The following is a 24,582-nucleotide window of genomic DNA, read 5'->3' on the forward strand; positions in this document are numbered from 1 at the left end:
GATGGGTATTTTCGACAAGCTTTTCTCGGGCGTCGCCGGCGGCAGCCGCGAGCCCCAAAAGCCCTCTGGCGTCGAGCTCGAGCTGCGCCGCAGGCTTACTGTGCTCGCAAGCGACGAGGCCACTCAAGACACTCCCCTGCGCTATTTCCTGCGCTGGGAGGGACAGGTCCAAGGCGTTGGTTTTCGCTTTACCAACACCAACCTCGCGCAGGCACGCGCACTCACCGGCTGGGTGCGTAACATGGAAGACGGCTCAGTCGAGATGGAGATACAGGGAGCTCCAGCAAACATCCTATCTCATCTCGAGGCGCTTCATGCCTCCTACGAGCGCATGGGAACGCGTTTTCGCCTCGTAGACGCCCAGGTCCGAGCCCCACTTGCCAATGAAGACGGTTTCACTCCTCATTATTAGTATTGTGTGCTAAATACGGTATCATTTACCTACGACCGTTAATAGAAAAGAGGCGAGGCGCATGGCGGTGCAAAGAAGGAATACCAGGCAGCGAAAGCTAGTTCTTGATGCCGTGCGCCAAAGCTACAACCATCCCACCGCCGAAGAGATCTACAACGCTGTGCGCGCGCAGGATGACAAAATCAGCCGCGGTACGGTCTACCGCAACCTCAATCTCTTGGCCGATGCCGGGGAGATTCTCTCGATTAAAACGCCGGGCGGCAGCCGCTTCGATCGTGCCATCGAGCCGCATGCGCATATCATCTGCACCTCGTGTGGCCGCGTCATCGATGTGCCGCTCCCCTTCAATACCCAGCTCGACGCCAGGGCATCCGAACAAATCGGATGGAGCGTCAGCTCGCACTACACCATCTTCGAGGGCCTCTGCCCCAACTGTAGGTAGATTTTGGGGCATGCCTTAAAATCAACTTTTCACCGATTGCGGCAAAAGAAAGATTTCCAGGCATGTCCCAAATGTCTACTCAGCAAGTAGGCGACGCAGCTCTTCTTCGACCGTGCGCACGTAACGGACGCGGTCGTTGATACCGCGCATACTGGGATTGCAGCTCTCCATCAGATAGGGATGGCCCACCACGTTGAGCATGTCGCGGTCGTTTTCATTATCGCCAAACGCCATCATTTCGTTAGGTGAGATCCCCAGCGCACGACCATAATCGGCAAGCGCGGACCCCTTGCCCGAATCAAAGCCGATAAAGTCGGTCCATTCGGTTCCCGACGTCATCACATCGACCCGGTCGCCAAAGCGACGGACGAAATACTCCAGCGCCGCCGGCTGCTCTGTCTCGGGCGTTTGAAACGCGATCTTAATGACGTCCTCGTCGATGTCCTCGGGACGTTCGACCACCGCCACATCGCAATGGACCTCGTAGCGCAAATGGTCGACGAATGCATCGTTGCCGCTTATGGTGTAGAGGTGCCCCTCGCAGGAAAGGGTCACGTCGGCATGGGGATACGCAACCACGGCATTCGCGATATCCATAGCAAGGTTACGCTCCATGGAACGCTTGACAACGGCACGCCCCTCGCTCATCACGAGGGCTCCGTTTTCGCATACATAGGCGAGCTCATCGGCCACCGGGGCAAACAGATAGCGCAAGCTCGCATATTGACGGCCGCTCGCCGGCATAAACACGATGCCACGACGATGCAGCTCATCGATAAGCTCAAAGGCCTCGGAACGCGGCTCGCACTCCCCCGGATGCAGCAACGTGCCGTCCAAATCGCATGCAATCAGCTTGATTCCCTCAAGACCCATATGCTTTCCCCCACAGCACCTCATCAACAGCAAGACGGACTTTGAATAGCTGCCTCTCAAATTCCGTCTTGCTCATACGCACGTTAACCGCGCGCCTTTTTTACGATCGTAAAGTCGGGAGCCATGCTCACAACGGCATACGCCGCACTCGACGCAAAACGCCGGTCCGTATCGAGTTCACGGCTAACCACCGAGAGCATAACGCCCTCGACGCCCCGGAGCATGCGGCCCAAAACAGGCTGCACCGGCGTATACATGCGCACGGTATGCTCGTCCGAATCGCCTCGGAAAAGCGGCGCGTGCATATTGCCGATCTCCCAGCACGCATGCGCGAGCGCAATCGGATCCATGCGGTCGACTTCGACCAAATAGACCTCGGCGCTGCGCAGGCGTACGACAACCGCCACGGGCACCATGCCCGAACGGTCGATGGCGAGCACGTCGCCGTCGGCAAGACGACTGCCGTCGGCAGCATCTAGCCGAACATCGACCGTGCGCCCCAGCTCCGTCACGCCCGCAAACGCGCATACATCAGCCTGGTCCCAATCGAGCAGCAGCTCGTCAACTTCAAAGATGCCACCCAGCTCCCGACGAAGCAGGAGTTCATAGGACGGATCGTTGAGATTTCCCAAGCATGTCGTCGAAACCAAGCGTTCAGGCATACTCTAACCCTCGACCTCGACGAGCTCGATATCAAAGTTGAGATCCTTGCCGGCCAGCTCGTGGTTAGCATCGAGCGTCACGGCCTCGGGCGTCACATCGATGACAACGGCAGGGACAGGCATGCCGCTCGGCGTGGACAGGAAGAGCTTCATGCCCTTCTCGATCTGCTCGATGTTGGGAACCTGCTCGGCCGGGAAGGTGATAACCATCTCGGGATTGTGCTCGCCGTAGGCATCGGCAGCAGGAATGTGCACGGTCTTCTTCTCGCCCACCTGCATGTCGACAACAGCGGCATCGAAGCCCTTGATCATCTGACCGGCACCGCAGGTGAACTCCAGCGGCTCGCCGCGATCGTAGGAGCTATCGAACTGCGTGCCGTCGTCGAGCGTGCCGCGATAATGGGTCTTGACCTTCTTGCCCTGGTTGGACATGGAAACCTCCGTGATAAGGGCGGCACACAACGCGGGCCGCCATGAACGTATGGCGCTAACTATACCCTAGTCATACAATTCGAAGACAGTTTGCAAAGAAACGCTGCAACCGGAGGAACCATGGCATATCCCGTATTTGACCTACACTGTGACACCGCCGACCGCATCGGCTGGGCCACGCTCGATCTCGACCTGCGCTTTACCGCCGGCACCGACGGTTATTTCCCCGGCGACGAGACGCATCCGCAAGATTTCGACCTCATCGAGGGCAACGCCTGCGCCATCTCGCTCGCAAAGATCGGCAACACACCGTGGGCACAGTGCTTCGCCACGTTTATCCCCGACGAGATTCCCACCGCCCACGCCGCGCGCTTCCAGGCGCAGATCATGGCGCATATGAGCGGCCAGGCCATGCTCAACCACGACCGCATGGTCAACGTACGCAGCGCCGCGGACATTCGCCCCGCGCTCAAGGACGGCAAGGTCGCTTGCATCCACACCATCGAAAACGCCACGTTCTTTGCCGAGGACCCCGCACTGATCGAGGTGCTCAAGAGCTTGGGCGTACTCATGTCGTCACTCAGCTGGAATGCGCAGGGGCCGCTCGCGAGCGGACACGATACCCACGCCGGCCTCACCGCCGCCGGCATCGAAGCACTTACGCAGATGGAGCACGCCGGCATGGTGCTTGACGTCTCCCATCTCAACGATGAGTGCTTTGACGAGGTCGCCGCCCGCGCCACGCGTCCCTTCGTCGCCAGCCACTCCAACTCCCGTGCGGTTTGCGGCGCCAAACGCAACCTTACCGACGACCAGTTCCGCACCATTCGCGACATGGGTGGCATCGTCGGCCTCAACTACTGCAGCGAGTTCCTTTCCAACGACGCAACCGACAAGACCGCCGCAGACGTCACCTTCGATCAGCTAGCGGCACATATCGAGCACTGGCTCGACCTGGGCGGCGAGGACGTCATCGCGCTCGGCGGCGACTGGGACGGCGCCACGGTGCCCGCTTTCCTCTCCGATGCCAGCAAGATGCCCGAGTTCCAGAACATGCTCTCCAAGCATTTTGGCAAGACCGTGATGCAAAAGCTCTGCAGCGACAACGCGCTTGCCTTCTTTGAGCGTTATTAATTTCACATCCCTTGATCGGGCCGGCATGCCGAACGGTCGACATGCCGGCCCGTCCCCAATCTGAAGGACCGCTTTTGACGCAGCAGTTTACGATTTCCGTATCCCGACCGGATGGGATGCCCATCCCCGTCGTCGTTACCAAAAAGCGTGTCAAGAACTTCAACCTACGCGTCACATCGAGCGGTGAGGTCCACGCAAGCGCACCGCTCGGTGCCACCCGCGAGCGTATCGAAGCATTTGTGAAGCGCAACAGCGCCTGGATTATCAGCCGACTTGCCCAGCGCGAGCAACGTCAGGCGACGGAGCGAGAGCCGCTCAGCCCCTCGTCCATCATTGCGCTTTGGGGCAAGCCCATCACGGTACAAGATGCGCTCGATCACAACTTTGCATCACCCGCACCGCGACCCAAACAGGCCACCTTCGCAAGTTTTATGGGTACCGACGAGCCATACGAACACCCACAGGCCAAGCGGCACGCAATCCTCGACGGCCTAACGCCCGATGAGCTCCAAGCCCGCATCGACCAGCTCTATACATCCGAGGTCACCACGGCGCTGCACGATATGGTGCGCACATACGAAATCGCAATGGGTATCGCCGCTTCCCGCGTTTCCGTGCGCAGCATGAAAACGCGCTGGGGCTCGTGTACGCCCAAAACCGGTGCCATTCGCATCGCACGCGAGCTTGCCGCCTACCCCGTCGAGTGCCTTGACATGGTTGTCGCCCACGAGCTCGTCCACTTGCTCGAGCCAAGCCACAATCAGCAGTTTCACGCCCTGCTCGACACGTACTGCCCCAACAATAGAGCTCTGTCGCAGCGGCTCAAGCAGCCACCCATAGAGACGTATTAGAACCGGTTAGCGCACGCGCTCGATCTCGACACCGCAGCTTGCCAGGGGAAGACCGACGGGCGCCCAAGGCTTATCGAGCTTAACACGAACGCCAAGCAGCAGGGGGTAACGACGTAGCAGCATCTGGGCCACGCCCTCGGCTGCGGCCTCGATGAGCTTAAACGTATGCTCGCGCAGATAGCCATCGACATCGTGGCACACCGAGCCGTAGTCAATCGAGGCATCCAGGTTATCGTGCTCCCCTGCTGCACGCAGGTCGGCATAGAGCACCAGGGACACGATGAACTTCTGGCCCAGGGCGTTCTCCTCGGGATACACGCCGTGGTTGGCAAAGACCTCAAGACCTTCAACGGTGATGCGATCGGCATGGCACAGATCGTCATAGCCCACGTGGGGCACCGCCGTTGCGGTGGATATTTCGCCCCTTCCACGGCGGGCGAGCTCGGCGCCTTCAGTCTTGGTTGCATTCTCGGGCAGTTTCTTGTTGGTCATCGCGATCGTCTCCTTCGTTTAGAACCCCGACCGCGCAAACCAACTACACGCGAATCGACAGGTTCTTTTTATCATCGCTCCAGTTGCAGGCATTGCGCGCGGGGCATGCAAAGCAGGCGCGCGACGCTTTGTCAGCTGCATAGAGCAGACGCTCAAGCGGTTGGCTGTTCACGCGCAGCTTTCTATGGCCTAAAATGGCCGTCTTAATGGCCGCGGCATCGGCCGGATCAAATGCCACGTCATCGGGCATGCCGCCAAGAATCGCATCAGCGACGCGCTCGCTTGCAACATCATGGGATATACCCGATTCATACTGTTCATCTTTGCCGATATCGTGAAGAAGTGCCGTGGCGTATATGACCTCGCGGTCAAATTCGAGCTGTTCCTCAAGATTCTTAATCCACATAATGCGCGCGACATCCAGCAGATGGTCAATACCGTGGCGGCAAAAGATGCGCCCCGATTCCAACTGTGCAATGTTGCCCAGGTGCCGCCGGAACAGCCCGTTGGCACAAATGTAATCAATGCGAGGCATGGCGCCAAAGGGAGTCAGGCCCGAAGCCATAAAGCCGCGACGCGGCGTCCCCTCATCGGTCTTCGATGTAAAGTCGTTGACGACTCTCATGGTTAGCGGCCCAGCATCCTAAAGAATCGCTCCTCGAGCGCGGGATCGGTCTCAAAGACACCGCGACGAGCAAGCGTTACGGTCTTGGTACCGGGCTTTTGCACGCCGCGCATGGTCATGCACATATGCTCGGCTTCCATCAGCACGATCGCCCCTTGGGGAGCAAGATATTCCATGAGGGCATCGGCAACCTGCGCGCACAGCTGCTCCTGCAGCTGCAGACGGCGGGCATAGACCTCAACCGTGCGAGCAAGCTTAGACAGACCCGCCACGCGACCGTTAGGGATATAGCCGATCGCAGCCTTGCCATAAAACGGCAGCAGATGGTGCTCGCACAGCGAGTAAAACGTAATGTCGCGCTCGATAACCAAATCGTTCGAAGCGACGGCAAAGGTTTTGGACAGGTGCTCCTCGGCACTCCGGCCCATACCGCCGGCAATCTCGCCATACATACGGGCGACGCGTGCCGGGGTCTCCAGCAGGCCCTCACGAGTTGGGTCCTCGCCTATACCTTCAAGCAGCAGCTTAATAGCAGTCTCGACTTTTTCCTGATCGACCATCTGGGCCTCACTTTTTTCGATTTCGCGTTCGCGCTATGGTACCACGCTGGCACGCAACCTCTTCCAGCTACATAGTATGGGTCGAATAGACCGGATCGTCCCGCCAAAGCTCCACAGCGTCGCAAAGCGCAACGCCCTCGCGCGCAGCACGAGCGCGCGTGGCGTTCATGTCGATCACGCGCTGATTGCTCGAGCCCCTAAAGCGCAACGAGATATCGTACAGATCTTGAACGAACGGACCGTCTACCAGCATGTCGAGGCAAGCAAGGATACGGTCCGTCACGTCGGTATGGTGGCGGCCGCCCGGCATTAGTTCCTCGAGCACGTCACCGGTAAAGCACCAAATGGTCTTCCCAGACTCCACAGGGTAGGTCGCACGCACGCGTTCGATAAAATCAACGAGCCCCGCCTGGTTCTCGGGTTCCATAGGCTCCCCGCCCAGAATCGTCAGGCCATCAATAAAGGGATGATCAAGACTCTCGATGATTTTGTCCTCGACGGCACGATCGAACGGTTCACCCGCGGCAAAGTCCCACGCGACGGAGTTAAAACAATTCTTGCACCCACGACGGCACCCACTCACAAACAGAGAAGTACGAACGCCTTCTCCATCAGCAATGTCGAAATACTTAATGTTCGCGTAGTTCATAGGTAACCTTCCTGGGGGTCTGGAGCATATCATCCCGTCCTCAAACATTCTCGGCCTTCGGCCTGCGAAACTGCGGGCGGGACGATATGCTCTAGATCCCTTGCGAGCGACACTCGGTGAACAAAGCGAACATCGAGTATGGGGTTCGAGGTCCAATAAAAACTGGGTTGCGGCTCAACCGCCATCGCAAGTAAATCGCAGCTGCAGCTCGAATTATTTCTGCCAAGAACTTCGAGGAGTGAGCAGACCGCATACTGCATCTCAGCTACATCAACTTGGCTGCCCCGTAGCGAGGCCCCGGACCTTTGCTCGACATGAGTCCCGCACGAACAGGAGGCGCCAGTGGCGCCTCCGTCGTGAGCCAGGACTGTCCGAGATAGCGAGTAAAGGTCCGGGGCCTCGCTACGGGGCAGCCTGGGATGGTTATTAGAGATGTAGCACGCGGTCGCGGATCTCCTCGGTTCGACCCTGGTTCCAGAACTGGGTACCGATGTAGCCGCACGTGCGACGGGCGACATTCATCTTCTCCTGGTCACGATTGCCGCAATTGGGGCACTCCCACACCAGTTTGCCATCGTCCTCGACAATGCGAATCTCGCCGTCATAGCCGCACACCTGGCAGTAATCGCTCTTGGTGTTGAGCTCGGCGTACATGATGTTGTCGTAGATGTACTGCATTACGCGAATGACCGCCTTGAGGTTGTCCTGCATGTTGGGAACCTCAACGTAGGAGATAGCACCGCCCGGCGAAAGCTGCTGGAACATGCCCTCAAACTTAAGCTTGTCGAAGGCATCGATCTCCTCGGACACGTGGACGTGATAGCTGTTAGTAATGTAGCCCTTGTCCGTCACGCCCGGGATAATGCCGAAACGGCGCTGCAGGCATTTGGCGAACTTGTAGGTCGTCGACTCAAGCGGGGTGCCGTACAGCGAGAAGTCGATATCGCTTTCGGCCTTCCACTCGGCGCACTTGTCGTTCATGTGCTGCATGACGGCCATGGCAAACGGCGTGCCCTCCTTCTCGGTGTGGCTGTGGCCCGTCATGTACTTGACGCACTCATACAGACCGGCGTAACCCAGGCTAATGGTGGAATAACCGCCCACGAGCAGCTTGTCGATCGTCTCGCCCTTCTTAAGGCGCGCCAAGGCACCGTACTGCCAAAGAATCGGCGCAGCATCCGAAAGCGTGCCCATCAGGCGCTCATGACGGCACAGCAGGGCACGGTGGCACAGCTCAAGGCGCTCATCGAAGATCTTCCAGAACTTGTCCATGTCCTGATGCGAGCTCAGCGCAACATCGGGCAAGTTGATGGTCACAACACCCTGGTTAAAGCGACCATAGTACTTAGGCTTGGTCGGGTCATAGTTCAGAGCGTTGGCGACATTGTTAAAGCCGTTGCCCGAACGGTCGGGCGTCAGGAAACTGCGGCAACCCATGCAGGTATAGCAATCGCCGTTGCCGGCGGTCTCGCCCTTAGACAGCTTGAGCTCGCGCATCTTCTTCTCGGAGATGTAGTCGGGCACCATGCGCTTGGCGGTGCACTTGGCGGCGAGCTTGGTCAGATAGAAGTACGGCGAATCCTCGCGGATGTTATCGTCCTCGAGCACGTAGATGAGCTTGGGGAACGCCGGGGTGATCCACACGCCGGCTTCGTTCTTAACGCCCTCATAGCGTTGACGAAGCGTCTCCTCCACAATCATGGCAAGGTCGTGCTTCTCCTGGGGCGTACGGGCCTCATTGAGATACATAAAGACCGTCACGAACGGCGCCTGACCATTCGTGGTCATAAGGGTCACGACCTGATACTGAATCGTCTGGACGCCGCGACGAATCTCATCGCGCAGGCGTTCCTCAACGACCTCGCGAACCTTCTCGGCAGATGCCGAAACACCGAGCTCCTCAAGCTCGCGAGCGACCTCGCCGCGAATCTTTTGACGGCTCACCTCAACGAACGGGGCGAGATGGGTCAGCGAAATAGACTGACCGCCGTACTGGGAGGAAGCAACCTGGGCGATAATCTGCGTCGCAATGTTGCAGGCGGTCGAGAAGCTGTGCGGCTTCTCGATCAGCGTGCCCGAGATAACGGTGCCGTTCTGGAGCATGTCCTCCAGGTTCACCAGATCGCAGTTGTGCATGTGCTGGGCAAAGTAATCCGAATCGTGGAAATGGATCAGGCCCTCATTATGGGCATCCACGATCTCCTGGGGCAGCAGCACGCGTTGGGTCAGGTCCTTGGAAATCTCGCCGGCCATATAGTCGCGCTGAACGGAATTGACGGTCGGATTCTTATTGGAGTTCTCCTGCTTAACCTCTTCGTTATTGCACTCGATCAGCGACAGGATCTTGTCGTCGGTCGTGTTCTTTTGGCGCTTCAGGCTCTGAACATAACGATAGATGATGTAGCGGCGAGCGACCTCGTAGCAGTCGAGACGCATGATCTCGTCCTCGACCAGATCCTGGATCTCCTCGACCGATACGGTATGGCCGGCCTTCTCACATGCCTCGGCGACGTTTTGCGCCGCGTAGATCACCTGGCGGTCGGTAAGACGAGAGCCCTCCTCGACCTCCAAGTTGGCGGCGCGAATCGCATTGACGATCTTATCGATGTCAAAGGCAACCTCGGTGCCGCTGCGCTTGATGATCTTCATCCTCTTGCCTCTTTCGCGTCGTAATCCCATTGCGCTTCAGAGCCAAACGATGCCTGGCAGGGCTTGTCCCTGTCTTGCGGCGCCGTCGCGCAATCTGTGTTCTCGATAAACCATAGGTCCTCATGCGGACAATCCTCGCGGCCGATCAAGCGGCTCAAAGGCGTGTCCAAATGGGACGAACAAGGTCTTCGTTCTCTGTCCGCCATCTATCATACGACAAAGACGCCTCTATATCCTGTATTCTTTTTTTAGGTCAAACACAACATATAGTGTTTCAGCAGGTCAAAGCAATTGGTCATTTTACAGACACATTAATTATGAGGGTTTCTCGGCAAGTCGGTAAAACGTTACCAACGCGGCTACCTGCAAGGCAGTTATAAAACCCCCTAGTCAAGCCGCCGACAAATCCTACCAAAACCAAGCCGCTCACGCGAAAAGAATCCAAAAGATTATGCTTGACCAACATGTTGCGGTCGAATGCCGGCGGACGGAGCGACGGGGCTGCAAACGCTCGGAAGACTACAGCCCCGGCACCCCGTCCGCCGGCATTCGATAGGCGAGGAGCTATTAGTTCTCTTCGCGAGCTATCATGCGGCCGAGAGCCGCTGTAAAGGGATCGAGCAGCACGCCGGCGATAACCACAAAAGCCCACCCCTTTGTGACAAGGCCCGCCCAGCGCGTGAAGAACGTACGGCCTTCGATCGTTCCGAATCCTCCCTGGAAGGCAATCTCGCCAAAACCGATCACCATAAAAGATTGCATGGGGGTCAACCATGGAAACGCGGGCGACGTGCACGGTTATGATCAAAATAATCATCTCCCACGAGACTAAGAGGCCAATAACGACAAATTATGCTGGGCAGCAAATGCAACGTGAAAAAGCGACCGAGGTCGATAATTTGACGGCATATTATGTGTGTTTATAACAAAACAGTCCAGAAGCAAAGCCTCTGGACTGCGAACATTTGGTGGGCGTTACAAGATTTGAACTTGTGACCTCTTCCGTGTCAGGGAAGCGCTCTCCCCCTGAGCTAAACGCCCAAATGGAGCGGACAACGGGGCTCGAACCCGCGACCCCAACCTTGGCAAGGTTGTGCTCTACCAACTGAGCCATGTCCGCTTACGGGGATTAATCTTACGTGATACCCGCATCCTATGCAAGAACTTTTTTGAAAAGTTTTACGACGCCCTCGCGAACCTCACGAAGACATCAGCCACCTCAAAAAGGCCGAGCTCCTCACCATGATACACGTATGCCGAACCCGGAAGCGCCAGCTCAAGCAAAAGGGCCGCCCGCGCGCGGCGCTCGCGATAGATCTCGTGGACCTCGTTGCGGTCTCGCAGCGGATGGGTGCCGTCGTCAACCATGTCCCGCCCTCGGCGAGATGCCACCGGTCGAGGTCATCGCGGTCGAGGTCCTTGGCGAGACCATGCGCCACAGCAATGCGAAAGCCTTCAACGACTCGATCGCTCCAAAACGTCAGGACGTCGCAAAAGAACGCATGAACCTCGGGGCATGACCAGACAAAGTCCGGCCGCTCGGGCGTAAACATATGCAGCTACCACTGACCGTCCGCAACACGCGTCCAGGCGGGGCCGCCAAAGTTGGCATTCCAATTGGTGGGAGGCAGCTCGCCATGTTCGCCGCGACCATCGCGGAATATATAACGGGCGCGTTCGGGCGATCCAGGGCCGGCGGCAAGAGCGGCTTTGAACCAGGGGTGCTGGTTGGATGAATGATTGGGCACGATGTCGACGATGACCTTGATGCCGCGCGCGTGAGCCGCAGCGACCATGTCATCGAAGTCGTCAAGCGAGCCGAGACGTGGGTCGACATCGCAGTAATCCGCCACATCATAGCCACCATCGACAAGAGGCGATGGGTAAAACGGGCTCAGCCAGATGGCCTCGATGCCCAGCCGCTCAAGATAGTCCATCTGCTGGGTAATGCCCACGATATCGCCCAGACCCGAACCAGTCGAATCCTTAAACGAGCGCGGGTTGATCTGATAGATCGCGGCATCGGACATCCATGGGCGCGAAGAGGACTTTTCTGTAGCCATGGAGCGCGCCTCCCTTGCAACGAGGTTTTCGGGGCATCCGCGTATCCGCTTCGCGGATCCGCACCGGCTTCGGCCGCCTGCCGGCGACCTCGCCAGCTCGCTACAAACGCTCCGCGTTTGATTAACGCTCGCTCCCTCTCGGGTTCGAGCCTCTGCAATGGGTACGAAAAAGCCCGGCTACCGTGGTAGTCGGGCTGTTGTGCTTGGAGCGGACAACGGGGCTCGAACCCGCGACCCCAACCTTGGCAAGGTTGTGCTCTACCAACTGAGCCATGTCCGCATATGTAAAACAAAACGGGCGCCGGAGCGCCCGGATGTTGCCTGGAGGCGAAGCCCGGATTCGAACCGGGGGTAAAGGCTTTGCAGGCCTCTGCCTTACCACTTGGCCACTTCGCCGAAAAAGGACCGTTAAGAACGGTCCGGAAATGCAATGGAGCGGACAACGGGGCTCGAACCCGCGACCCCAACCTTGGCAAGGTTGTGCTCTACCAACTGAGCCATGTCCGCTTGCGGGTTATTAATTTACGCGAGTTATCCAAAAGACGCAAGTACTTTTTTCAAAAAAGTTGCCCAAAGCAAGTTCACGCAGGGAAATCATGTCGATCCAAGGCGCTAAGCGCACGATTCCAATGCCGAACTAAACAGCTTCACCATCCGAACGCGTGTGCCGACACCATCCGTGCGACGGGCAACCTCCACATTATCGACGAGCATGCGCATAAGCTTGATACCGCGTCCGCGTTCCTCGGATGCCATCGGTTCGCTCGCCCCATCGATAGAATAGCCAGAACCTCGATCAAGCACCTCAAGCACAACACGGTCCCCATAGGCCTGAATCGTCAGGATGCAGCCAACACCGCCCGCATGGTCATATGCGTTACCCAATGCCTCCCCCAACGCTAATGCGACGTCATAGCGCTCATCACGCCTCAGGGGAAGTGATTCGAGAATCTCGGCCACACGGTGCCGATAATACGGGAGATTCTCGATGCCTCGCTGCACCTTGACGCTCTTGCTCCATCGCGGCAACTCCCCCACCGGAATGGCGGGAATCGACTCCCGCACCTGACCCGCAACATGAAGGATGTCGACAAGTCGGGCAATCTCCAAAAAGCGAACGACCTCATCGGAGGCGTTAACAAGCGAAAGCAGCCCTTCTCGTCTCATAAGCTCTCTGGCACGCGTAAGCAAAAACGCCAAACCCGTCGAGTCGATAAAAGCCACGGTCTGGCAATTGATGACAACACGGCGCACGCCCCGGTCGATTAAATTATCCAACCGTCGGCGCAGCTCGGGCACCGAGGCGATATCGATATCGCCCGGTGGCGTCAAAACCGCTATGTCATTCCACTCATTCATGCGACCATGGTTCCCCAAAAGAGCTCGCTCGATGCACACTTTTCTGCAACCGTTAGGATTCTGTATGCCCAACGTCGCGACCTACGATCGACCCCGTAAAAACTCAAGGGACACCAATGCAATGTCATCGTCCAGCGCCGAGTCGGTAAAGCGGTCAAGCTCGCCCAAGACCTTACCGCAGATGCCCGATACGCCCTCACCCGAAACAGAGAGTAGAAGGTCGCGCAGGCGTTGCTCGCCAAAGAAAGCACCCGAGCGGTCGCGTGCTTCGATCGTTCCGTCGGTATACATAAACAGCATGTCACCAGGATCGAACGTAAACACGCCCGTCTCGTACACCATGCTCTCAAAGGCACCGATCACGCCCGATTGGCACCCAAGGAGCTCCACTTCTCCCCCGCAGGCCTCTCCTCCGCCATGCGGAGTCGACGACGGCCTAATGACCATAGTGGGAGGATGTCCCGCAGAGCAATAGGTAGCACGGCCCGCTTTAAGATCAATCTTGGCAATAAACGCCGTTACAAACGTCTCGACCCGCGAAAAGCCCATGAGCATGCTATTGAGCGAGCGGGCCATGCGAGCGGGTCCCGCACCCTCCCAGGCATAAGCCGTCAACGCCGTCTTGACGAGCGCCGACATCGACGCCGCCTCAATTCCTTTGCCGGAGACATCGCCCAATATCATAACGGCGCAATCGTCGGGAAGACGGACAAGCGTATAGAAGTCACCACCAACCAACGCCGAATTCGTTGCCGACAGGTATACCGAATCGGTTGCGATGCCCGGAACGTCGCCTAGCGAATTTCTCATGCCAATCTGAAGCGTCTGAGCGATATGACGCTCTTCACGCTTTTGAGACTCGCCCTCATAGATCAGCTCAAAGTCGTGTGCCAAATGCACCATGTAGTCGTATTCAAGGTCATCGATTGGCTCCTGGCCGCCACCACGGAGCAGCAAAACGCGCCTCGTCGGTCCCTTGGCGATGTCAGCGGGCACGATTGCATCGTCGCTTCGCGTACCATCCGCCGCCGAGCGGCAGCGCCCCGCCTCGATACCGGAATCGACATAAAGCCCCTGACACGGCAGGCCGTGGGCTCTCAACCATGCGCCCATAGTCGTGGATTCGTCCACGCGCGTAAGGCGCACGTGCTTGAGGTCCTCGGCGCTCGTCCCGCCCAGCACCGATGTCTCAAATCCATCGGAAATTGCCCCCAGGCGCGCCGCCGGCGTCGTGACAGAAAAGAAGAGTGACTCTGGATCGCCCGGCAATGCCACACGACTGCCGCCTTCAAAATCGATGACATAGGTTCCGAGGCCCGCATCATACTCCACGGGGCAGAAATGGCAACTGAGCACAGCGCAGATTTCGGTCGACACCGCACGCGAGGCGGCAATAGGATCATCGAGATAGGCAAACAACTCATCGCGCAGCACGTTGAGAGAACGGCCAAGCTCTGCCGTGCGACGTGAGCGCAGACTCGATGCCATGCCGACTAGTTGGATGGAGAGATAATCGCAAATGACCTCGAGCACGTTGACATCATAGGCAAGCGGCGCCTGCGGACGTTTCCAACCGACCTCCAACACACCGAGCACCTGAGTGCCATAAAACACGGGAAGACATATCTCGCTGCGGTATGGAGGCATATCTTGCACGCGTAGCAGGTGCTTAGAACGATTGTCCAGGTCCATGAACATACCCGAGGCAACCCTATCGCCCTCGAGGTCCTGCTGAATCGACAGGCGGCAGGCACGAGATTCACGGAGCACATACGTCGGGATACCCGCACCATACGGCATAAACTCGGGCAGGTAGCTGTCATACAGCTCCTTGGAAACACCGCGAAGCTTAAAACCGCCGCTCTCAGAAAAATAGATGGCAGCACCCGAGGCATCGAGGGTTCCTACAAGCTGGTTCAAAACGGTATCCAACAAACTAGGCAGCTCATCGGAGCCCACCGTGCTCATAATGACCGACAACGTGCCCGAGAGGCGCTTATTCGCCACTCTGAGCTCCGAAAGCGCACGCTTGAGCTGACGGTCATGCGAATACTGCTCTTCGATACTATGGAGCGCCACGAGAACACGCGGCGCACGGCGGCCAAAGATACGAGGCGGCGTAACCGAGCCGGCACAAACTAGGACGGGAATAAAGGAGCCGTCACTGAGCTTAAGCATCAACTCGCTCTCGGTACCATTGGTCTCAAAAGGAAGACGATGTTCTGTCGCGCGTTCAAATGCTGACGAGTACAAGAGATCTTTAACGTCCCCGTTGATCACATCGGAACGTTCCTCGCAGATCAAGTCGAGCAAGCGATTGTTTACATGCAAAATGGTTCCGTCGAGCTCGCAGATAATGACAGCATCGCTCGTAATATCGACCAATTGGGCAACGTCAACCCACTCATTGCGCTCAAGCGTTTCCATCGTGAACCTCACCGTCTATCGGTAACAAAAAAGCCTCCGAAGAGGCTTCTCAAATGCGATGGTGTCGGAGGCGGGACTTGAACCCGCATGACCAAAAAGCGGTCACTAGCACCTCAAGCTAGCGCGTCTGCCAATTCCGCCACTCCGACATGCTATATTGTTGATTCGCAGTTCGTTTTGCTGGACCCGCGCTTTCAACGAGGAAGATAATAACCTATGATTCGAGAACTGTGCAAGCACTTTTTTCAAAAAAGTTTACGAATTTGAAAATGCGCAGGTAGACTGACCTGTTCGGGCAGGAATGAGGTTGCCTTCCAACGCGTCCTCGGGCATGCGGCATTATTTTGATCTGCGCTTCGCGCTACAAAATAATGCCGCCCCCTGCGGAATGCGTTGGAAGGCAACCTCATTCCTGCCCTAGGGGCACATGCTTCATGCACAGTTCTCAAACATGTTCTGGGGGCTGATATAAATTTGGTGGCTCGGCTTTGCCGAGCCCTTATATGAGGAGGCCGGAGCTAAAGCTCCGGCCTCGCTATCTTTCCCATTAGATTAAGTGAGCGATCAGGGAACCGCATTCCACCTGCCGAGTTGCCGCAGGGCCTGCCCTGGTGTTGCTTTTCAGAACATTCCGCAGGACGGAGGAAGCCCCGCAGCGCGTAGCGCGCAGCGGGGCTTCCGACATGTCCGAGGACGTTCTGAAAAGCAACACCAGGGCAGGCCCGAACGATAACAACCGACTACAGGTCGATGTGCGATTCCTTAATCGGGAACGGCTCGGCGAAGTGGCAGGCGCAGCAGTGGCCCGGAGCAACTTCCCTAAACTCGGGAAGCTTCTCGGAGCAGATGCCCTGCGCGATCGGGCAGCGCGTGTGGAAACGGCAGCCAGTCGGCGGATCCAGCGGTGACGGCGGATCGCCGGCAAGGATGATGCGCTTACGAGACTTTTGGATATCCGGATCGGGAACCGGCACGGCAGACAGCAGCGACTGCGTATACGGGTGGTGAGGCTCGCTATAGAGCGTCTTCCAGTCAGAAACCTCGACTACCTTACCCAGATACATAACGGCAACGCGATCGGAGATGTGCTGAACGACGGACAGGTCGTGGGCGATAAACAGATACGCCGTACCAAACTTGTCCTGCAGTTCCTTAAGCAGGTTCAGAACCTGGGCCTGAATGGACACATCCAGAGCGGATACCGGCTCGTCACAGATAATCAGCTTGGGCTTCAGTGCAAAGGCGCGGGCAATGCCGACACGCTGACGCTGGCCACCCGAGAACTCATGAGGATAGCGGTTGATGTGCTCGGGGTTCAGTCCGACAACGTCGAGAAGCTCGCGGACGCGCTCAATGCGCTCCTCCTTGGTTCCCACGCCGTGAATGGTCATGGGTTCGGAGACGATCTCGCCGATGGTCATGCGAGGATTCAGCGAGGCATAAGGGTCCTGGAAGATAAACTGCATCTCGCGACGCATATCCTTGATCTCATGCTTGCTCATTTCGGCAACATCTTTACCCTGGAAGAACACCTTACCGGCGGTCGGCTTGGTCAGGCGCATGATGGTGCGACCCGTAGTGGACTTACCGCAACCAGACTCACCAACCAGACCAAAGGTCTCACCAGGATAAATCTCAAAAGAGATGTCGTTTACAGCAGAGACGACGCGCTTGGAAAAACGCTTGGCGAACATGCCGGACTCTGCGGAGAACTCCTTAGAGAGGTGCTCGACCTTCAGTAGCGGAGTGCGCTCGTTATTGTCTGCCATTTACGCCTCGCCTCCCTTCTTGGAATCCTTACGCGTGCGGGACGTCTCAGGGGCGTTCTTGAGGAACTCGGGGTCACCGGAATAATGGCACGCAGAATAGTGGCCGGACTCGGTGACAAAACGCTCGGGGCGCTGCTTGCGGCACTTATCGGTCGCATAGGGGCAACGAGGCGAGAACACGCAACCCTCGGGCAGGTTCATGAGCGAAGGCGGGTTGCCGTGAATCGGCGTAAGCGGCTTCTTCTCATCGATGGCCTGCTCCGGGATGGAGCGAATCAGGCCCCAGGTATAGGGGTGACGGCTCTCGTAGAAGATTTCCTCAGCAGTACCGAACTCGACGGGACGGCCGGCGTACATAACCATGATCTTGTCGGCCATATCGGCGACAACACCCAGGTCATGGGTAATCATGATGATGGCGTTGCCGTTCTTCTCCTGCATTTCCTGCATAAGCTCAATAATCTGAGCCTGAATGGTAACGTCAAGGGCAGTCGTGGGCTCGTCGGCAATCAGAATATCGGGATCGCAGGCAAGGGCCATGGCAATCATGACGCGCTGACGCATACCACCAGAAAACTGGTGCGGATACTCATTGACGCGTTTCTCGGGCTCGGGAATGCCAACGAGGTCCAAAAGCTCGGTGGCGCGCTTGAGCGCCTCCTGCTTGGAGTAGCCACGGTGCAGACGAAGGCCCTCACCCACCTGCTTGCCGATCTTATAGACCGGGTTCAAGGAGGTCATAGGATCCTGGAAGATCATCGCGATATCGTTGCCACGAATGTGCTGCATCTCTTCCTCGGTCATCTCGAGGATAGAACGACCGCGATAGCGAACGTCACCGCCCTCAATCTTTCCCGGAGGCATCGAGATAAGACCCATGATGGTCATGGCGGTCACGGACTTACCGGAGCCGGACTCACCGACGACACCCAGGGTCTCGCCACGATCGAGCGTGTAGGACACACCATCGACAGCACGAACGACGCCATCCTCGGTGTGGAAATACATCTTAAGGTCATCAACCTCGAGCAGATGCTGGCCCTCGGGAACCGGCTGGTCCTTCAGGTCCACATAGTTCTTGTTCTTCTTCATCCTTATGCGTCCTTCATCTTGACGTCGAGGGCGTCGCGCAGACCGTCACCCAGCAGGGTGAAGGCGAGCACCGTCGAGAGAATTGCCAGACCGGGCATGATCATCATCCAGGGAGCAGTCAGGAGATACTGCTGACCGTCCTGAATCATGGAGCCCCACGAAGGCGTGGGCGGAATAACGCCCATGCCGAGGAAGGACAGAGCGGACTCGGTCAGAATGGCGCCACCAATGTTCATAGTCGCGTAGACCACGATGGAGGCAACGGAGTTCGGGAAGATGTGACGCACGACGATACGGGCATCAGATGCACCCATCGCGCGCGCAGCGTCAACATAGTCGTTTTCCTTGACCGTCAAGATCGCGGATCGGAAGACGCGCGCAATCGAAGGCCAGCCAAGAATACCGATGGCGATAAAGACGTTCTGAAGACCACGGCCGATAACGGCGATCATGGCGACAACGAACAGCACGTACGGGAACGCAAGGAAGATGTCCGCACAGCGCATGATGATCGTATCCCAGATGCCGCCGTAGAAACCGGCCAGAGCGCCCATGACCAGACCAATCACCGTGGAGATCGCAGTGGCCATAATGCCGACGGACAGCGAAACGCGTGCACCGTAGATAACGCGGACGAGAATGTCACGGCCAAGGGAGTCGGTGCCAAACGGGTGCTCTGCACACGGAGCCAGCAGCGACGTCTCGGCCATGGTGGTCGAATCGGAAGCCGTCGGCGAACCGAGCCAGGGCTTAGCCCACAGATCTGCGGTCAGGGCAACCACAACGACGATAATGATCCAGCAGACACCGATAACGGCGAGCTTGTTCTTACGAAGACGCTTAAAAGCGTCGCCCCACAGCGTGCGAGACTTGGCGGGAGCAGATGCGGCCATGGTGGCGGTAGCCTGCTCCTGAGACTGAGAATCAGTTTCCTGCATGAGACGTACCTCCCTTAGGCCTTATCCGACGGACCGCCAAGGCGGATGCGCGGGTCGAGGAATGCATAGCTAATGTCGACGAGCAGGTTGATCACCATGACGACGACGACGATGAGCGTAACGCCGCCCATAACGATGGGCCAGTCACGCATGCTAATGGCGCGATAGACCTCATAGCCGATACCGGGCCAGTTAAAAACCGTCTCGGTCAGGATGGCGCCCGAAAGCATGGCACCAAAGTCGACACCAATATAGGTAACGACGGGGATGAGTGCATTCTTAAGCGCATGCTTGATGATGATCGCGCGATTGGAGAGACCCTTGGCCTTTGCCGTACGGATATAATCCTGGCTCATGACGTCAAGCAGCTGCGAGCGCATAATGCGGGCGGCATAAGCGGTCGAAACCGAAGCCAGCGTAATGGTCGGAAGCACATAGTGCATCCAATCCTGATACTGAGAACTGGAACCACCGGCACCCGAGATCGGCATGGAGAATGCACCGCCCGTGGCGTCCTTGAGAATAACGCCAAAGAACAGCTGCAGCAACATACCGAGCCAGAAGGCCGGGACGGCAACGAGGATCGACGTGGTGAGCGTTACCAAAATATCCCAGAAGGAATAACGCTTTACCGCCGAAATGATACCCGCACCGATACCCATGATTGCCTCGAGTACGATGGCGCATGCGGCAAGTTTGACCGTATACGGATACTTCTGGGCAAAGATTTCCGTAACCGGCAGCTTGCGCTGATAGGAATTACCCAGATCGCCATGAAGCAGGCCGTTCATGTAATACAAGTAACGGTCCACGAGCGACGTTTGAACGGGGTCGCCGTTCTCGTCAAGGATCGCGTTGCCGTCCTCGTCCGATTGGACCAGGTGATAGCGGACGCGAAGCTGAAGCTCCACCTCGGGGGACAGAGCCTTGTCTCCACCGATCAGCTTGATCGGATCTCCCGGCACGATATTCTGGAGGGCGAACAGAATCAGCGTAACGCCCAAAAATACCGGGATGAACTGAAGCACACGTTTAACGATGTACTTACCCATACCACTCCCCTATCTAGGGATTAACCTAAATGGGATGCCGATCGCCAGACCGGCATCCCAAAATTACCATCAGCCAGTTTACCCCAGGTTAGGGGGAACTGTATGTTTCCCATGAGGTCTACGTAAAAACTTGACCCTCACCAAAGCTGCAAATCTTATGCGAGCTCAGCGGTACCCAGATCAGCATGCTTCTGCGGATCAACATAGAGGTGCTTGATGCGGTCGGAACCAGCGAGGGTGTGCGTGTAGAACATCAGCGGGATGACCGGGCAGTCAGCAGCGACGATTGCGTCGGCCTCCTGCATCTTAGCGACGCGCTCTTCGTCGTCAATCGTGGTACGGGCCTCGTCGACCTTGGCGTCGAACTCGGGGTTGTTGTAACCAGAACGGTTGTCGCCACCGAGGGAGTCGGAGTGGAACAGCGGATACAGGAAGTTGTCCATGATCGGGTAGTCGGCAATCCAGCCCAGACGACCGAACTGATAGTTGAGGTTCTGATACTGTTCGAGCAGGGCAGACCACTCGGGGGTATCGGAGACGGCGTTGACGCCCACCTTGGCGAGGTCGCCGATGATGGACTCCATAATCTCCTTGTGGCCACCGTCCTGGTTGTAGGACAGAGTCACGTTAATGCCACGGTCACCGTTGGCGTCGGCAGGAGCAACCTTGTCGAGGTACTCGTTAGCCTTGTCGACGTCATAGGCGCAGAACTCCCATGCGCCCTCCTTGTAGCCATCGATACCCGGAGGAACAATGCCGTCAGCGGGGGTGCGGGTACCCTTGAAGATGGTCTTGCAGATGGCCTCGCGGTTGATGGCCAGGGAGATACCCTTACGCAGATCGGCGTTGTTGAACGGCTCGGCCGTGGTGTTGCAAGTCAGATAGTAGGTGGAAGGCTCGGCACCGAGCAGCATGCGCTCGCCGTCGCTCATGGTGTAGCCATCCTTGGACTCGCCACGGTCCTTCTTGGCGGCATCGATCTGAGCAACGGGAACGTCGCAGATGTCAAGGTTACCGGCCTGGAACTCCTTGTAAGCGGTCTCCACGTCCTTGATGACCTGGAAGTGGATGCCATCGATTTTGGCCTTGTCGCCATAGTAATCGTCGAACTTCTTGAGGTTGATCTCCTGACCATCCTCCCACTTGCCGTCCATCATGAACGGGCCGTTACCGATCGGGGCAAGGTAGAAGCTCTTGACATCGGACTCGGCGCACTCGGGAACCGGGGACAGAGCCGGATGAGAGGCGACGAAGGGGAAGTCGGCGTAAGCGGAAGTCAGCTTGACGACGAGGGTCTCATCGTCAGGGCAGGTAACACCGCTGAGCTCAGTAGTGTTACCGGCAAGCAGATCGTCATAGCCCTCGACCATGGAAAGGTGATAGGAGACCTCGGAAGGACCATACTCTTGAGCGACAGCGGACTTGGTGCTGACCAGACGCTCCCAACCGAGCTTGAAGGACTTGGAGGTAACGTCATCACCGTTGTGGAACTTGGCCTTCTTGATCTTGAAGGTAAACTCGGTGGCGTCGTCGTTGGCCTCGAAGGACTCGCAAGCCAGCGGAACGATCTCGCCCTTCTCGGCGTCATAAGAGGTCAGAGCGTCAAAGAGCTGGTACTCGACCTGAGTGCCCTGGTCCTCCTGGACATTGTAGGGGTCGATGCAGACCGGGTTATTGATGTAGAAGTTCAGCGTCGAACCGGACTCAGAACCGGAAGCGTCGCCGCCCTTCTTGCCGCATGCGGCAAGAAAAGCCATGGAGCTCGCAGCAAGGGTACCGCCGACAAAGGCTCGACGACCCATAACGGGCTGGTGGAACATAGAATCAGCCATGCCATCCTCCTTATGAGATAGGACAAAGAAATGTTCAGTCGGACATATGTCGAGACAATCCGATCCGAACTATCGAAACGCCGCCCGTTGCTATGGCTGGTTATGCACAACAGGCCAACGTTTTCAATACAGTAGCGCATTTTATGCACGGTTTGGGGCTAATTCCGGTTAACGGTCGAGAATTTCTTTAGTTGGGCGCAGTATGTGGTGATATTCTGGCTCTGTTACAAGTCTGTAAACAAAAAGGGCCCCGTACATGCGGGACCCTTTTTAATTTTTTTATGCGACTCGTGCTTAGTAGCCCACGATGCCCTGCGGGAAGAAGAACATGCAGAGCACGACGCACACGGCAAACACGACAGCCATGATGACGGTCAGGCGGTCAAGGTTCTGCTCCATAACGCCCGTGGCAGAGCTGGAGTTATACAGCGAGCTGGCAATCATATCCGAAACGCCGGTGCCCTTACCGGAATGCATCAGGACGAGAATCGTCAGCGCCACGGCAGAGACAGCCCAAACTACAAACAGCAGAATCTGAAACGGACCCATAGAGAAGCTCCTTAATAGAACAATTCAAACTCCAGTACTGTACCACAACCCCCGACACTCCCCACCTGCCATTTGGGGACGAGGTAGAAATGGCAGAAATACCAAAAAAAGGGGGGTTGCCCGAATATGGTCAACCCCCTTGCAAAGAAACGCTTGGCGTTTTCTCTTAGGCCTCGGTCGCGAGCACGCGGCCCGTCATCTCGGCGGAAGGCTCCAGACCAGCCATGGTGAGCATAGTCGGGGCGATATCGGAAAGTCGACCGTCCTCGATACCGGCGAGCTGCGCCTTCTCATCAACGATGATGAACGGCACGCGGTTGGTGGTGTGAGCCGTAAACGGATGCTTGGAACCGTCGGAAGCAACGTCAAACATGTGATCGGCGTTGCCGTGGTCGGCGGTAATCAGCGCAAAGCCGCCCTTAGCGAGAATCGCCGGGACAACCTTGGACAGGGCATCGTCAACAGCCTCGACGGCCTTAACGGCCGCGTCGAAGACACCGGTGTGACCAACCATGTCGCAGTTCGCGAAGTTCACGATGTAGAAATCAGCGCGGTCCTCGTTGATGGCAGCGACGAGCTTCTCGGTAACCTCGGGAGCGCTCATCTCGGGCTGCAAATCGTAGGTAGCAACCTTGGGGGAAGCGACGAGCACGCGCTCCTCGCCCTCCTTGGGCTCCTCGATGCCGCCGTTAAGGAAGAACGTCACGTGGGCGTACTTCTCGGTCTCGGCGGTGTGCAGCTGCTTCAGGCCATTGGCTGCGATTACGTCGGCCAGAACGTTCTCGGGGAACGTCTTGGGGAAGGCGACCTCGACGTCAAACGTCGGATCGTATTCGGTCATCGTCACAAAGTGCGAGAGCTTGATCTGCTCGCGCTCAAAGCCGTCGAACTCCTTGTCCGTGAACACGCGGGTCATCTGACGAGCGCGGTCGGGACGGAAGTTGAAGAAGATGGCCGCGTCGCCCTCGTGGATGCCCTCGTTGTGGGCAGCGAACGGCTCAACGAACTCATCGCCGCGCGGATCCTTCTCGTAGTAGGCCTTGATACCGGCAACGGGGTCGGTATCGGCATCGGACGCATTGACCATGACGTCGTAGGCGCGCTCGATGCGCTCCCAACGGTTGTCGCGGTCCATGGCCCAATAACGGCCCGAGACGGTAGCAACGCGAGCGTCGCAACCAGTCTCCTCGGAGATCTTGGCCAGGAAGGCGCAGAACTCGCTCATGTAGCCGGCACCGGACTGCGGATCGACGTCGCGACCATCCATAAAGGCGTGAACGCGAACGGTCTTAATGCCATACTGGGCAGCCATCTTGACCAGGGCCTCGACATGGTTCATGTGAGAATGAACGCCGCCGGGGCTCATAAGGCCCATGAGATGCAGGGTCTTGCCCTCGGCCTTGACGTCATCCATAGCCTTGACGAAAACCTCGTTCTTGGCGATGGAGCCGTCCTTGATGGCGTTATTGATGCGCGAAAGCTCCTGAAACACGATGCGGCCGGCACCGATGTTGAGGTGACCCACCTCGGAGTTGCCCATCTGGCCGTCGGGAAGGCCCACGTCCTCGCCCGAAGCACCGAGCGTGGTGTGAGGATACTTCTCGTACAGGCTATCGAGGAAGGGCGTCTTGGCGGCAGCGACGGCGTTCTCGCCGTCGGCCGGAGCCAAGCCGCAGCCATCCATGATGATTAGGAGTGCAGGAAGATGACGCTGTGCCAT

Annotated in this window: 23 protein-coding genes, 6 tRNA genes and 1 pseudogene; 4 read left to right on the forward strand and 26 right to left on the reverse strand. The window is 57.5% G+C overall.

Annotated features, from left to right (window positions below):
- Position 1: 1 nt before the first annotated feature.
- Together ACTQ05_RS04460 and ACTQ05_RS04465 are read left to right on the forward strand one after the other, a co-directional pair.
- Entirely contained in the window at positions 2 to 412 is a 411-nt protein-coding gene (locus ACTQ05_RS04460) for an acylphosphatase (RefSeq protein WP_427795950.1), read from the forward strand.
- Positions 413 to 473: 61 nt separating this feature from the next.
- Complete coding sequence (locus ACTQ05_RS04465; protein ID WP_154517406.1) at positions 474 to 854, forward strand: Fur family transcriptional regulator; 381 nt, start codon at positions 474 to 476, stop codon at positions 852 to 854.
- Between the two features lie 75 nt (positions 855 to 929).
- On the opposite strand, the gene ACTQ05_RS04470 is transcribed toward ACTQ05_RS04465, so the two are convergent.
- The 3 genes from ACTQ05_RS04470 to ACTQ05_RS04480 form a co-directional block, all read right to left on the reverse strand.
- Positions 930 to 1,727 (reverse strand): HAD-IIB family hydrolase, encoded by a 798-nt coding sequence (locus ACTQ05_RS04470; RefSeq protein WP_441056944.1) that lies wholly within the window; start codon positions 1,725 to 1,727, stop codon positions 930 to 932.
- 83 nt (positions 1,728 to 1,810) lie between these two features.
- Positions 1,811 to 2,389 (reverse strand): urease accessory protein UreE, encoded by a 579-nt coding sequence (locus tag ACTQ05_RS04475; protein ID WP_441048578.1) that lies wholly within the window; start codon positions 2,387 to 2,389, stop codon positions 1,811 to 1,813.
- Between the two features lie 3 nt (positions 2,390 to 2,392).
- A complete protein-coding gene (locus ACTQ05_RS04480) occupies positions 2,393 to 2,821 on the reverse strand; it encodes an FKBP-type peptidyl-prolyl cis-trans isomerase (protein WP_055286916.1) in 429 nt (142 codons plus the stop codon).
- 120 nt (positions 2,822 to 2,941) lie between these two features.
- Here ACTQ05_RS04480 and ACTQ05_RS04485 point away from each other — a divergent pair, with 120 nt between their 5' ends.
- Complete coding sequence (locus ACTQ05_RS04485) at positions 2,942 to 3,955, forward strand: dipeptidase (protein ID WP_427747977.1); 1,014 nt, start codon at positions 2,942 to 2,944, stop codon at positions 3,953 to 3,955.
- A 74-nt stretch (positions 3,956 to 4,029) separates the two neighbouring features.
- On the forward strand, positions 4,030 to 4,806 hold the full coding sequence (locus tag ACTQ05_RS04490) for a M48 family metallopeptidase (RefSeq protein WP_441538117.1): 777 nt from the start codon (positions 4,030 to 4,032) through the stop codon (positions 4,804 to 4,806).
- Between the two features lie 6 nt (positions 4,807 to 4,812).
- Here the strand turns inward: ACTQ05_RS04490 and folB are convergent, their stop codons facing one another.
- The 23 genes and pseudogenes from folB to gpmI form a co-directional block, all read right to left on the reverse strand.
- Positions 4,813 to 5,298, reverse strand: a complete 486-nt coding sequence (gene folB / locus ACTQ05_RS04495) for a dihydroneopterin aldolase (protein ID WP_441538118.1) — start codon at positions 5,296 to 5,298, stop codon at positions 4,813 to 4,815.
- 43 nt (positions 5,299 to 5,341) lie between these two features.
- The gene (locus tag ACTQ05_RS04500) at positions 5,342 to 5,923 is read right to left on the reverse strand and encodes an HD domain-containing protein (protein ID WP_195838586.1); all 582 of its coding nucleotides are present in this window, start codon (positions 5,921 to 5,923) and stop codon (positions 5,342 to 5,344) included.
- Positions 5,924 to 5,925: 2 nt separating this feature from the next.
- Positions 5,926 to 6,483 (reverse strand): GTP cyclohydrolase I FolE, encoded by a 558-nt coding sequence (gene folE, locus ACTQ05_RS04505; RefSeq protein ID WP_427718613.1) that lies wholly within the window; start codon positions 6,481 to 6,483, stop codon positions 5,926 to 5,928.
- Positions 6,484 to 6,550: 67 nt separating this feature from the next.
- On the reverse strand, positions 6,551 to 7,132 hold the full coding sequence (gene nrdG, locus ACTQ05_RS04510) for an anaerobic ribonucleoside-triphosphate reductase activating protein (protein ID WP_427727760.1): 582 nt from the start codon (positions 7,130 to 7,132) through the stop codon (positions 6,551 to 6,553).
- Positions 7,133 to 7,558: 426 nt separating this feature from the next.
- Positions 7,559 to 9,781: an anaerobic ribonucleoside-triphosphate reductase gene (nrdD, locus tag ACTQ05_RS04515; protein WP_427718616.1), complete on the reverse strand. Its 2,223-nt coding sequence runs from the start codon at positions 9,779 to 9,781 to the stop codon at positions 7,559 to 7,561.
- A 567-nt stretch (positions 9,782 to 10,348) separates the two neighbouring features.
- Positions 10,349 to 10,543: a hypothetical protein gene (locus tag ACTQ05_RS04520; RefSeq protein ID WP_441538120.1), complete on the reverse strand. Its 195-nt coding sequence runs from the start codon at positions 10,541 to 10,543 to the stop codon at positions 10,349 to 10,351.
- A gap of 204 nt (positions 10,544 to 10,747) precedes the next feature.
- Positions 10,748 to 10,822: transfer RNA gene (locus ACTQ05_RS04525), tRNA-Val, on the reverse strand.
- Positions 10,823 to 10,825: 3 nt separating this feature from the next.
- Positions 10,826 to 10,901, reverse strand: a tRNA-Gly gene (locus ACTQ05_RS04530).
- A 59-nt stretch (positions 10,902 to 10,960) separates the two neighbouring features.
- The gene (locus ACTQ05_RS04535; RefSeq protein ID WP_441538134.1) at positions 10,961 to 11,149 is read right to left on the reverse strand and encodes a hypothetical protein; all 189 of its coding nucleotides are present in this window, start codon (positions 11,147 to 11,149) and stop codon (positions 10,961 to 10,963) included.
- A 98-nt stretch (positions 11,150 to 11,247) separates the two neighbouring features.
- Positions 11,248 to 11,844 (reverse strand): annotated as a pseudogene (locus ACTQ05_RS04540) (alpha-amylase family glycosyl hydrolase); the annotation flags it as partial.
- Between the two features lie 204 nt (positions 11,845 to 12,048).
- Positions 12,049 to 12,124, reverse strand: a tRNA-Gly gene (locus tag ACTQ05_RS04545).
- 42 nt (positions 12,125 to 12,166) lie between these two features.
- Positions 12,167 to 12,240, reverse strand: a tRNA-Cys gene (locus tag ACTQ05_RS04550).
- Positions 12,241 to 12,275: 35 nt separating this feature from the next.
- Positions 12,276 to 12,351, reverse strand: a tRNA-Gly gene (locus ACTQ05_RS04555).
- A 105-nt stretch (positions 12,352 to 12,456) separates the two neighbouring features.
- Entirely contained in the window at positions 12,457 to 13,203 is a 747-nt protein-coding gene (locus ACTQ05_RS04560; RefSeq protein ID WP_441538122.1) for an anti-sigma factor antagonist, read from the reverse strand.
- An 81-nt stretch (positions 13,204 to 13,284) separates the two neighbouring features.
- Positions 13,285 to 15,630 carry a GAF domain-containing SpoIIE family protein phosphatase gene (locus tag ACTQ05_RS04565; RefSeq protein WP_441538124.1) on the reverse strand — a complete coding sequence of 782 codons (2,346 nt, stop codon included), beginning with the start codon at positions 15,628 to 15,630 and terminating at the stop codon, positions 13,285 to 13,287.
- Between the two features lie 59 nt (positions 15,631 to 15,689).
- Positions 15,690 to 15,779 (reverse strand) — tRNA-Leu (locus ACTQ05_RS04570).
- Positions 15,780 to 16,370: 591 nt separating this feature from the next.
- Complete coding sequence (locus ACTQ05_RS04575; RefSeq protein WP_427795958.1) at positions 16,371 to 17,399, reverse strand: ABC transporter ATP-binding protein; 1,029 nt, start codon at positions 17,397 to 17,399, stop codon at positions 16,371 to 16,373.
- Positions 17,400 to 18,491 (reverse strand): ABC transporter ATP-binding protein, encoded by a 1,092-nt coding sequence (locus ACTQ05_RS04580; RefSeq protein ID WP_154517437.1) that lies wholly within the window; start codon positions 18,489 to 18,491, stop codon positions 17,400 to 17,402.
- Positions 18,492 to 18,493: 2 nt separating this feature from the next.
- A complete protein-coding gene (locus ACTQ05_RS04585; RefSeq protein ID WP_370450642.1) occupies positions 18,494 to 19,384 on the reverse strand; it encodes an ABC transporter permease in 891 nt (296 codons plus the stop codon).
- A 59-nt stretch (positions 19,385 to 19,443) separates the two neighbouring features.
- Positions 19,444 to 20,481: an ABC transporter permease gene (locus ACTQ05_RS04590; RefSeq protein WP_304212150.1), complete on the reverse strand. Its 1,038-nt coding sequence runs from the start codon at positions 20,479 to 20,481 to the stop codon at positions 19,444 to 19,446.
- A gap of 155 nt (positions 20,482 to 20,636) precedes the next feature.
- Complete coding sequence (locus ACTQ05_RS04595; protein WP_441538126.1) at positions 20,637 to 22,313, reverse strand: peptide ABC transporter substrate-binding protein; 1,677 nt, start codon at positions 22,311 to 22,313, stop codon at positions 20,637 to 20,639.
- 294 nt (positions 22,314 to 22,607) lie between these two features.
- A complete protein-coding gene (gene secG / locus ACTQ05_RS04600) occupies positions 22,608 to 22,862 on the reverse strand; it encodes a preprotein translocase subunit SecG (RefSeq protein ID WP_006236144.1) in 255 nt (84 codons plus the stop codon).
- Positions 22,863 to 23,028: 166 nt separating this feature from the next.
- Positions 23,029 to 24,582, reverse strand: a complete 1,554-nt coding sequence (gpmI, locus tag ACTQ05_RS04605; protein ID WP_427718639.1) for a 2,3-bisphosphoglycerate-independent phosphoglycerate mutase — start codon at positions 24,580 to 24,582, stop codon at positions 23,029 to 23,031.

Origin of the sequence: Collinsella sp. LCP21S3_A9 (assembly GCF_052118785.1) — a bacterium.
Lineage (GTDB): Bacteria > Actinomycetota > Coriobacteriia > Coriobacteriales > Coriobacteriaceae > Collinsella.

Coding starts and splice junctions, on each gene's coding strand:
- ACTQ05_RS04460 (WP_427795950.1), top strand. CDS start 2: ATGGGTATTTTCGACAAGCTTTTCTCGGGCGTCGCCGGCGGCAGCCGC.
- ACTQ05_RS04465 (WP_154517406.1), top strand. CDS start 474: ATGGCGGTGCAAAGAAGGAATACCAGGCAGCGAAAGCTAGTTCTTGAT.
- ACTQ05_RS04470 (WP_441056944.1), bottom strand. CDS start 1,727: ATGGGTCTTGAGGGAATCAAGCTGATTGCATGCGATTTGGACGGCACG.
- ACTQ05_RS04475 (WP_441048578.1), bottom strand. CDS start 2,389: ATGCCTGAACGCTTGGTTTCGACGACATGCTTGGGAAATCTCAACGAT.
- ACTQ05_RS04480 (WP_055286916.1), bottom strand. CDS start 2,821: ATGTCCAACCAGGGCAAGAAGGTCAAGACCCATTATCGCGGCACGCTC.
- ACTQ05_RS04485 (WP_427747977.1), top strand. CDS start 2,942: ATGGCATATCCCGTATTTGACCTACACTGTGACACCGCCGACCGCATC.
- folB (WP_441538118.1), bottom strand. CDS start 5,298: ATGACCAACAAGAAACTGCCCGAGAATGCAACCAAGACTGAAGGCGCC.
- ACTQ05_RS04500 (WP_195838586.1), bottom strand. CDS start 5,923: ATGAGAGTCGTCAACGACTTTACATCGAAGACCGATGAGGGGACGCCG.
- folE (WP_427718613.1), bottom strand. CDS start 6,483: ATGGTCGATCAGGAAAAAGTCGAGACTGCTATTAAGCTGCTGCTTGAA.
- nrdG (WP_427727760.1), bottom strand. CDS start 7,132: ATGAACTACGCGAACATTAAGTATTTCGACATTGCTGATGGAGAAGGC.
- nrdD (WP_427718616.1), bottom strand. CDS start 9,781: ATGAAGATCATCAAGCGCAGCGGCACCGAGGTTGCCTTTGACATCGAT.
- ACTQ05_RS04520 (WP_441538120.1), bottom strand. CDS start 10,543: ATGCAATCTTTTATGGTGATCGGTTTTGGCGAGATTGCCTTCCAGGGA.
- ACTQ05_RS04535 (WP_441538134.1), bottom strand. CDS start 11,149: ATGGTTGACGACGGCACCCATCCGCTGCGAGACCGCAACGAGGTCCAC.
- ACTQ05_RS04560 (WP_441538122.1), bottom strand. CDS start 13,203: ATGAATGAGTGGAATGACATAGCGGTTTTGACGCCACCGGGCGATATC.
- ACTQ05_RS04565 (WP_441538124.1), bottom strand. CDS start 15,630: ATGGAAACGCTTGAGCGCAATGAGTGGGTTGACGTTGCCCAATTGGTC.
- ACTQ05_RS04575 (WP_427795958.1), bottom strand. CDS start 17,399: ATGGCAGACAATAACGAGCGCACTCCGCTACTGAAGGTCGAGCACCTC.
- ACTQ05_RS04580 (WP_154517437.1), bottom strand. CDS start 18,491: ATGAAGAAGAACAAGAACTATGTGGACCTGAAGGACCAGCCGGTTCCC.
- ACTQ05_RS04585 (WP_370450642.1), bottom strand. CDS start 19,384: ATGGCCGCATCTGCTCCCGCCAAGTCTCGCACGCTGTGGGGCGACGCT.
- ACTQ05_RS04590 (WP_304212150.1), bottom strand. CDS start 20,481: ATGGGTAAGTACATCGTTAAACGTGTGCTTCAGTTCATCCCGGTATTT.
- ACTQ05_RS04595 (WP_441538126.1), bottom strand. CDS start 22,313: ATGGCTGATTCTATGTTCCACCAGCCCGTTATGGGTCGTCGAGCCTTT.
- secG (WP_006236144.1), bottom strand. CDS start 22,862: ATGGGTCCGTTTCAGATTCTGCTGTTTGTAGTTTGGGCTGTCTCTGCC.
- gpmI (WP_427718639.1), bottom strand. CDS start 24,582: ATGGCACAGCGTCATCTTCCTGCACTCCTAATCATCATGGATGGCTGC.